The sequence below is a fragment of the Micromonospora sp. NPDC047670 genome (assembly GCF_043204915.1).
Taxonomy (GTDB): domain Bacteria; phylum Actinomycetota; class Actinomycetes; order Mycobacteriales; family Micromonosporaceae; genus Micromonospora.
Genome location: NZ_JBIDDA010000028.1, coordinates 20283 through 29247, shown reverse-complemented (window position 1 = coordinate 29247; position 8965 = coordinate 20283). Strand labels below are relative to the sequence as shown.

At 74.0% G+C, this 8965-nt stretch carries 7 protein-coding genes; 3 read left to right on the top strand and 4 right to left on the bottom strand.

Features of this window, described 5'->3' with window-relative positions; genetic code table 11:
- Positions 1-95: 95 nt before the first annotated feature.
- Both ACGF7U_RS31640 and ACGF7U_RS31635 read left to right on the top strand, forming a co-directional pair.
- Positions 96-1496, top strand: coding sequence for a GH1 family beta-glucosidase (locus ACGF7U_RS31640; protein ID WP_393113035.1), 1401 nt, complete (start codon positions 96-98; stop codon positions 1494-1496).
- 271 nt (positions 1497-1767) lie between these two features.
- Positions 1768-2283 carry a GNAT family N-acetyltransferase gene (locus tag ACGF7U_RS31635; protein WP_393113033.1) on the top strand — a complete coding sequence of 172 codons (516 nt, stop codon included), beginning with the start codon at positions 1768-1770 and terminating at the stop codon, positions 2281-2283.
- 127 nt (positions 2284-2410) lie between these two features.
- Here ACGF7U_RS31635 and ACGF7U_RS31630 read toward each other — a convergent pair whose 3' ends face one another.
- Positions 2411-3154, bottom strand: a complete 744-nt coding sequence (locus ACGF7U_RS31630; protein ID WP_393113031.1) for a YqjF family protein — start codon at positions 3152-3154, stop codon at positions 2411-2413.
- A gap of 259 nt (positions 3155-3413) precedes the next feature.
- On the opposite strand from ACGF7U_RS31630, the gene ACGF7U_RS31625 reads away from it, so the two are divergent.
- The gene (locus tag ACGF7U_RS31625) at positions 3414-3755 is read left to right on the top strand and encodes an MmcQ/YjbR family DNA-binding protein (RefSeq protein ID WP_393113029.1); all 342 of its coding nucleotides are present in this window, start codon (positions 3414-3416) and stop codon (positions 3753-3755) included.
- A 95-nt stretch (positions 3756-3850) separates the two neighbouring features.
- On the opposite strand, the gene ACGF7U_RS31620 is transcribed toward ACGF7U_RS31625, so the two are convergent.
- From ACGF7U_RS31620 to ACGF7U_RS31610, 3 genes are read right to left on the bottom strand one after another with little or no spacing between them, the layout of a single operon-like run.
- The gene (locus tag ACGF7U_RS31620; RefSeq protein ID WP_393113027.1) at positions 3851-7108 is read right to left on the bottom strand and encodes an ATP-binding protein; all 3258 of its coding nucleotides are present in this window, start codon (positions 7106-7108) and stop codon (positions 3851-3853) included.
- Positions 7105-7803, bottom strand: a complete 699-nt coding sequence (locus ACGF7U_RS31615; RefSeq protein WP_393113025.1) for a hypothetical protein — start codon at positions 7801-7803, stop codon at positions 7105-7107. Before ACGF7U_RS31615 ends, ACGF7U_RS31620 begins: the two co-directional genes overlap by 4 nt.
- The gene (locus tag ACGF7U_RS31610) at positions 7800-8873 is read right to left on the bottom strand and encodes an endonuclease domain-containing protein (RefSeq protein WP_393113023.1); all 1074 of its coding nucleotides are present in this window, start codon (positions 8871-8873) and stop codon (positions 7800-7802) included. Before ACGF7U_RS31610 ends, ACGF7U_RS31615 begins: the two co-directional genes overlap by 4 nt.
- Positions 8874-8965: the final 92 nt, after the last annotated feature.

Below are 8965 nucleotides of genomic sequence, written 5' to 3'. Positions count from 1 at the left end.
GTGGGGCCACCATTTTCATGAGCCACACCCAGCCGCGATCATGACGCTGACCCTGCCAGCCAGCCCCAGGCCAGCCAACACCCACCTTCACAGCCATGTTCACCGCGCGCCATGAGGAGAACCGCGAAGTGCCGGACCTGTCCAACCTGCCGCCCGACTTCCTGTGGGGCGTGGCCACCTCGGCGTACCAGATCGAGGGCGCCGTCGACACCGATGGCAGGACGCCGTCCATCTGGGACACGTTCTGCCGCGTTCCGGGAGCCGTCGACAACGGCGACACCGGCGCCGCCGCCTGCGACCACTACCACCGGTGGCCGGAGGACGTGGGGCTGATGCGGCGCCTCGGCGTCGACGCGTACCGGCTCTCGGTGGCCTGGCCCCGGGTGCGCCCGGACGGCGTCGGCGCGGTCAACCCGAAGGGGCTGGACTTCTACGACCGGCTGGTCGACGCGGTGCTGGCCGCCGGGATCCGACCGTTCGTCACGCTCTACCACTGGGACCTGCCGCAGGTGCTCCAGGACCGGGGCGGCTGGCCGGAGCGGTCGACCGCCGAGGCGTTCGCCGACTACGCCGCCGTGGTGGCCGCCCGCCTCGGCGACCGGGTGGCGGACTGGACCACCGTCAACGAGCCGCTGTGCGTGTGCTGGATCGGGCACCTGGAGGGGCGGATGGCCCCGGGCGAGCGGGACCTGACCCGGGCCGTGCGTGCCTCGCACCACGTGCTGCTCGGACACGGGCTGGCCACCCGGGCGATCCGGGCGAACGCCGCCCGCCCGGCGTCGGTCGGGCTGGTGCTCAACCTCAGCCCGGTCGAGCCGGCGACCGACCGGCCGGCGGACGTCGCGGCGGCCCGGCGGATGGACGGCCACGTCAACCGCTGGTGGTTGGACCCGGTGCACGGCCGCGGCTACCCCGCCGACATGCTCGCCGCGTACGGCGTGGAGCCGCCGGTGCGCGGCGACGACCTGGCCGTGATCGCCACCCCGACCGACTTCCTCGGCGTCAACTACTACTTCCGTCAGGTGGTGGTCGACGACCCGGCCGGGCCGCCGCCGCGCGCCCGCCAGGTGCCGGTACCCGGGTCGGTCGAGACCGCGATGGGCTGGGAGGTGTGCCCGACCGGGCTGGAGCGGCTGCTCGTCGCGGTGAACGAGGAGTACCGGCCGGCGAAGATCATCGTCACCGAGAGCGGCTCGGCGTGGCCGGACGAGGTCACCCCGGACGGCACGGTGGAGGACAAGGAGCGCACCGACCACCTGGAGCAGCACCTGGCCGCCTGCGCCGCAGCGGTCGGCCGGGGTGTCCCGCTCGCCGGCTACTTCGTCTGGTCGCTGCTCGACAACTTCGAGTGGGCGTACGGCTACGACAAGCGGTTCGGCCTGGTGCACGTGGACTACCCGACCCAGCGACGGACGGTCAAGGCGAGCGGTCTGCGCTACGCCGAACTGATCCGCGCTCACCGACAGCTCACCCGGTCGGCCGGCGCCGCCCGGTGAGCCGATGACGGGCCGACGGGCCCGGGAACCCTGGGCGCCGCACCGGGCGGCGCCCAGGGACCCCGCCCGGCGGGCCCGGGGAAACGACGGGAAACCGCGTTGCCCGGGACGGGAGAGGTTGCTAGGGTCGCGCCGACGCGAGAGGCGCATGACCAGCGGGACAGGGAGGTTGATGAATATGGCCGTCGTCGGCCCTCATCAGCATGCCCTTGTCCGGCCCGCGCCATAGCGGAGCGCGGTCCGGGTCGGTTCCAACGACCAGGAGTGACACGTGCTTTCCTCTTCCTCGTCAGCCCACGCTGACCTGACCACCGCCCGTCTCGTCCTTCGGCCCTGGGACGCCGCCGACGTCGCCGCCGTCCTCGGCGACACCGGATCGGTCCACTGGGCGGACGACTTCCCCGCCGACGGCGACCGCGTCATCGCCGGCCTCTTCGACCAGCACCCCGCATGGCTCGGCGAGTACGGCCACCGCCTCATCGTCGAGCGGGACAGTGGCCTGGTGGTGGGCTCGGTCGGCCTGTTCTGGCCGCCCGGTGACGGCACCGTCGAGATCGGATACGGCATCGTGCCGTCCCGCCGCGGGCGGGGCTATGCCCCTGAGGCCACCCGGGCGCTGGCGGAGTTCGCCCTCGCCGCCCCGGATGTTGACACCGTGGTCGCCACCGTGGAGTTGTCGAATCCGGCCTCCGTCCGAGTGCTGGAGAAGGCGGGCTTCCACCGGTACGCCACCGAGGAGACGCTGGCCCGCTTCAGGATGAGCAGACCGGATCACCGCCAGCAGTGACCCGGCGGGCCGGCGCGGCAACCCCCGCGACCAGTGCGGGTGTTCGCCGCGCCGGCCCTTGCGGCGGAGGCCATCGCGGGACGTGACGGGCGGCGGCCACCGGTGCGGCCACAGCAGGGCTCGGCGGTCAGCCGGGCGAGCGCAGGCTGACCGGCGGGCCGAAGCGCACCGGCACGCCCGGCGAGTACAGCACGCTGGCCGGCGGCCCGGCGGGCGGCGGCAGCCCGGCGGCGGCGACCAGTTCGTCGTCCAGGTGCAGCAACTCGGCCCGGTGCAGCGGCCAGCGGGGATGCCAGTTCGGCAGGTGGCGCGTGCGCCCGTACGCCCGGGTGTGCAGTCCCCACCGGGCGGTGACGAAGTGCTCCAGCGGGGTCGGGTCGGCGATGGCCCCACCCACCCGGACCACCATCCGGCTCGTGGCCCCGACCGGGCCGGGCCAGCGGCGCCGGCACCGGTAGGTGTAACGGTCGCCGTCGCGGTCGAGCCGCATCGCCGACCACATGTACGGCAGCCGCAGGGTCGCCCGGGCGACCAGCACCGGGACCAGCCGGGACGCGTCGAGCGAGCGGAACACCACGGCCCGCCGGCCGGTGTCGTCGACCGAGTAGAGCCGGACGTTGGTCTCCCAGAAGCTCCCGAAGTACGGCACCCCCGGCCCTCGACCGAGGCCCAGCCCCACCATGCGGAAGCCGATCAGGCCGACGTAGCTGAGCCCGTCGAGGGTGTCCGGGCGGGTCCCGGCCGGCAGCAGGGGCGCGACCAGTTCCGGCGCGACCGCCCAGTGCAGGAAGGTGAGATCCTGCCAGCGCTGCCGCAGGACCGCTCGCGGGAACGCCTGTTCGGGCGCGCAGTCCACCGGCTCGATGTGCACGTGCCCATCCTGCCCCGGCCGGCCGGCGGCCGGCGACCGGGTCGCGGCACCTCGGGCGCCGAAGCGCCGGTGTCCGGCCCGAGCGCGGCGAGTGACAGCCAACTCGCCGCACCCGGACCCGCGAAACGTGCTGCGCCCCGGACCGGGCGACCGCTCCGGGCCCGTCAAGGACCTGCCGGCCGCACCGCCCAGGGCCGTCGCAACGTTCACCGGCAGGTCCTCCGACGAACTGTCGGTGGGCGCCGTTACCGTCGTACCCGTGGTGACCGTCGCCGACGTCCGTTCGCTGGCCCGGACGTTGCCCCGCAGCACCGAGCACCTCGTCCGCGACCGGGTCAAGTTCCGCGTCGGCTCCATCGTCTACGTAGCGTTCTCCCGCGACGAGCTGACGATGGGCTTCGGCTACCCGAAGGAGCAGCGGAACGAGCTCGTCGCCGCCGAACCGGACCTGTTCTTCCTGCCCGGCGCGTCGGACCTGCGGTTCAACTGGCTGTGCTGTCATCTCACCCGGCTCGGGCCCGAGCAGATGACCGAGCTGGTGACGGAGGCGTGGCGGATGGTGGTGCCGAAGTTCCTCGCGCGGCAGCGGTTGGGTCACTGACCAGGCCCGCGACGGGCGCCGGGAGGTGTCCGCCTCGCCCCCGCGCCGCCTTCGCCGCTCCGCGGGGATCGCCGCACGACCGGCGTAGTCGGCGGTCAGCGGTCGGGATGGGCGCGGGCAACGACCTCCTCGGGGCTCAGCGGCGCCTTCGGGTGGTGGGTGAGGCACAGCGGTGTGCGCACCTTGACGAACGAGAACCCCTCCCCAGCCGCGTAGAACTCGCCACTGTTCAGCAGGCCGATGTCAGGGAGCCGCCCACCCTTCGCCTCGGCGAGCTGACGGGCCGCGTCGATCTGCGCGGGCGCGTTGAGCAGCCCGAAGAACTGCGTCGTCGCGTTACCGGAGATCTGGTTGTGCAGACCCTTGGGCGCCTGCGTGGCAAAGACCAGGCCGAGCCCGTACTTGCGGGCCTGCGACGCGAGCGCGATCGAGCTGGCCGTGCAAGGCGTGTTGCCGGTCGACGGAGCGAACGTCTGCGCCTCGTCCATGACGAACAGCCCACCCAGTGGCCGGTCACCGGCAGGGTGCCGCTTGATCCAGGCGAAGAGCGCCATCTGCAACTGGTTGACGAAGCTCTGCCGTTCCTGGTCGGAGGTGAGACCGACAAAGCTGATCACCGAAATCCGGGCCCGCCGTCCCGGCGAGGGCGTCAGCAGCAGCCCCGGGTCGGCCGGTGCACCGACCCCACCTAAGAGCGGATCGGTGACCATCGCCGCCTTGAGCGTCTCGGCCAGTTCCTGGGCGAACTTGTCGGCGCGGGCCAACCGGCTGACCCCGTCGGGCAGGTCGGCGAGGAACTCGGTGAAGCCCGGCAGGCCCACCATGCCGCTCCTCGCGTACGCGTGGAGGGCCTCGGTGAGGACGGCCTTGCCCTGCTGGGCCAGCCGGGTCGAGCGGTCGACGCCGGCGCGCGGCGCGAGCGCCTCCACGGCGGAGCGGACCGCCTGGTCGAACTCGTCCGGCCAGTCGCGCAGCGAGGTGAGGTCGGGCAGCGGCTGGAAGCTCAGCGGCCGCCCGGCGGTGACCCGGGGCGTCCACACCACGACCTCGGTGTGGGTGAGGTAGTCCTCGGCCCGTTCGGCGTCGCCCGGACCCCAACCGCTCGGTGGGTCGGGCCACGGGTCGCCGAGCCGGGCGAGGTCGTTGTTGGGGTCGAGCACGATGGCGGAGACGCCCTGCCGCGCAGACTCCTCGACGAGCCGGCGGATGAGCACCGTCTTGCCCGAGCCGGATCCGGCGAACACGACCGTGTGCCGGCGGAGTGACTCCAGGTCGACCCTGAAGGGATGGCCACCCCCGAGGGTGCGTCCCAGCTCGATCGAGCGCCCGTCGGCCGCAGCGGCGACGGGGTGGGGCGTCCGGCCGTCGAGCACCAGGTCGACCGCCTCGGAGCCGGCGGGTGCCGGCACGGCGGCGGGACCGGTCGACGGGCTGCTGGCCGCGTCGGCGGGCGGCGCGGCGACGTCGGTGGGCAACTCGTCCCGCAGTGCGGGCACGGTGGCGCCGGGCGCCGGGTCCGCCCCGGGCAGGACCGTCCGAAACAGGGCAGTGCCGCTGGCCGGGCGGCGGAGCACCAGCCACTCCTGCAACGCGGTGGACGGCTCGGCCGCCAGCACCGACAGCGCCGCGAAGACCCGCAGGTCCGCCTCCGCCACCCCGCAGCGGACACCACCGGCCGCGTCGAAGGCGGCCAGCACCTCGGTCGTCCGCCTTCCGGTCGGCCACGGGCTGTTGCGCAGCAGCACCAGCCGGCGTTGCGGCAGGTCCCGGTCGAGCCCCGCCATGGTGCAGGCGGCCTTGACCCGCGCGGTGACCGCGATCGCGTTGGGGTGCGCGACCGCCCGGAAGCACCAGTGCGCCTCATTCTCGGTGGCCTCGTCGAGCACCTCGACCAGCCGCGCGTGCAGGGCGGGCTTGCGCCCCGGCGGCGGATCGTACTTGTAGGTGGCGCCGGTCGGGGCCTGCTCGGCGATCCAGGCGGCCAGACCGGCCGCGAGAAGCGGCGGCATGCGCTCGTCCTCGGTGTGCGGGTCGAGGGCCGCCGCCACGTCCGCCGCCGCGACCAGCCGCGCGAACCGGGCGTCCAGCTCGCGCAGCTGGCGCTCGTCCGTCGCCGGGTCGCCGACGCCCGCGACGGCGACCGACACCGGTGTCGCATCGGCGCCCTCGATGAGCCGGTCGAGTTCCACCACCTCGTCCCGGTCGCGGCACCAGGCGACGTGGCGGTCCACCCGGCGCAGCAGGGCGCGCGGCGTCAGGGTGGGCGCGTCGACGAACGCGGCGCGGTCGATGGGCCACGTGGGGTGAGGCGGTACGTAGCGCGGGCCCGCGAAAGCGGCGGCGAGGCGCTTCGCGACGATCGCCCGGCCGATCTGCGGAGTGGGGATCCGGTCCGGGAGGGTCGCCTGGCGGAACCGGTCGCCGACCGGGGTGGGCGCGCTGCGGGTCAGCAGCTCCCAGGTGTCCGGCAGGCAGGAGACGACCACCAGCGTGCGGCGGGTGACGTCGCGGAGCTTGAGCAGGCCGTCGGCGATCGGGCCGATCACCTTGGCCTGGCCGTCCTCCAGGCCGGCGTGCTGATCGAGCAGCGACGTGCTGGTCTGGGCGAAGAGGGTGTCGAGCTGGTCGACGGCGATGACCGTGGGGTCCAGCGTCAGCGCCATCAGCCGGGAGATGTCCTGGACGACCTGCTGTGGGGTCCGGATCGCGGCGCTCAGTCCCCACGCCGCCCGCCCGGCCGGGTCACCCGGCTCGGAGATCAGGTGGGCGTAGCCGACGTCCTGCGCCTCGAAGTCGACGGCGCCGTGCAGGACCAGCGCCCGCGCGGTGTCCTGGCAGTCCCGCCCGACCTCCCGGTCGCGGGTGCGCAGCGCCCGGACGAAGGCGTCGAGCTGCCCGCGGTCCACCGGTCGGGTGCCCGCCACCGCGTCGCGTACGTCGACCGGCAGACCGAGCTGCGCGGTGAGCCGGCGCAGGAAGGTACGCAGCTGGGTGCCCCAGCCGATCGCGTCGCGGCCCATGCCCTCGACCAGGGCCAGGGCGACGCTCTCCCAGAACGTCTTGCCACTGACCAGCTCGACCAGGAAGAAGTAGCCGCCGTCGTGCTGGATGCGTTCGCGTACCGCGCCGAGCAGGTGAGTCTTGCCCGCGCCCGCGCGGCCCTGCATGGCCACGCCGAGCGGCACGCTGGTGTCGTCGGTGCGGGCCCGGGCCACCCCGCGCAGGATTTCCGCGACCACCTTCTCGTGCAGCTCCGGCACGTTGTGCCGGCTGGGCCGCCAGACGTCGTCGGGGGTGACCGCCGGGCTGAGACTCACCGCCTCCAGGGCGGTCCGCTGGTCGTCGGGGATCACGCCGGGCCGATCGCCAGGGCGTGGTTGTCCTCGTTTCCGATCCGCACGGCGGCGGCCCGGTCGCGCGGGGTCAGCGACTTGGTGTTCGCCACCGGGATGATGCGAACGTCGTCCCGGCCGACCATGGCCCGCAAGGTGGCGTCCACCATGGCCTGGTCCTGATCGGCGAGGCGGTCCCGGACGTCGGCGAGGCCGACCCAGGCGCCCGGGGCCTTCGCCAGGTCCCGGTACGCCGCGCGGACCAGCCCTTCCACCTGCGCCGAGGCGACCGGAGCGGCCGAGGCGACCGGAGCGGCTGCCTCCGGCGTGCCGGCGGTGGCGGCGACGGACTCGTCGGTCCGCGTGAAGAAGTCGCCGTGGCTGACCCGGAGCCGGTCCAGCGACCGGTGCAGGTTGGACAGCACGGTGAACAGCGACCGGCTCGCGGAGCCGCCCTGCTTCGGCGGCGTGGCGGTGTGCAGCTGACGCACCACCCGCCAGCCCTCGTCGGTCAGCTCGTGCGCGAACGGCCGATGCGTCCGGTCGGTCTCGACCAGGCCCAGCTTGACGAGCTTCTCGTTGTCCCTGCCGGTCAGCGCGAAGCCAGCCAGCTCACGCAGCTCGACGTTGGTGAGTCGGCGTGCCTCGACCATCAGCACCACAAGGGCGTTGATCTGGTTCGGCGTCAGGCTCGGGACGTCCGCCGGGCTCGTCATGATGTCTCATCTCCGTGGGGGTGCGTGCCGCCCGCGCGTCGCCGGGCCAGCAGCCGACGGATCCCGTCGACCACCGCCTGCGCGTCGGACAGCACCTGCTCGTTGGTGAAGCGGAGCACGTCCAGGCCGAGGAGTTGCAGCTGCACGTCCCTCCGCCGATCGTTGGCGAAAGCGATTCGCCCCCGATGTTCCGGGCCGTCCACCTCGACCGCAAGCCCTTCCGCGGGCCAAAAAAGATCCAACCGGTACGACTCGCCGAGCCTGTGCCACTCGTACGTCTGGTTCCACCGCCGGCCCCGCGCCCACTCGTGTGGCGCGAGCGCACGTTCCAGCGCCTGCTCGGCTGCGCTGTCGCCGCGCGGTACACCCGCGATCGGCGGCCAGGCCAGCACGACCGGATCACGCCGGGCGATAGTGTCGGGAATCCGACCGGCTGGGCCGGCCAGCTCCACGAAGCGCGTCGGCACCGCCACCGGTACCGAACGGACCCGGTCGGCGTGGCGCAAGGGCGCGCCGGCCAGCCAGACCGTGAAACCACCGTGCCGCACCAGCCACTCGGCCGCCGCCACGAGCGTCCGCTCGGCGTCCGGGCCCAGTTCGGGCAGAGCGACCAGGAGTAGGCAGCCCTCTCGGTCGTACGCCTCGGCGATCACTCGGGCGAGCCCGGCGGCGCGTACCTCCGCCGGGAAGCGGGTGCGGCCACCGGGCTGGCGTGCGCCGCGTAGCCCACGCTCGGCGAGGTCGGCGAGGAACGGGCCGAAGTGCCGGGAGCGGGCGGCGGCGCGGGCCGCGAGGGCGCGGACCGCCGCCGCGCCCAGCGGCCCGCCCCCGTCGAGGCGGTCGGCTCCCGGCAGCCAGCGGGGGAACATCGCGAGCGCCACGGCGTCCAGTTCGTCGAGGAGCACGTCCACCAGGTCGCCGAGGGGGCCCACGACGGTGGGCCGACAGTGCACGATCGCCGGCGCCGCCGGCGGCAGCGGGTCCAGCGCCACCCGGAGCAGCTCGGGGTCGGTGTCCGGCAGGTGACTGACCCGCCGTGGCGGCGGACCGGCCCACCAGTCCGAGGTCACCGCGACGCGGTGCCGTGGAACGGGTGCTCCTCGTTCCGCTCCGCCCCGACCGGGTCGAGCGCGTCGGAAGTGGCCCGGCAGCGACGCAACAT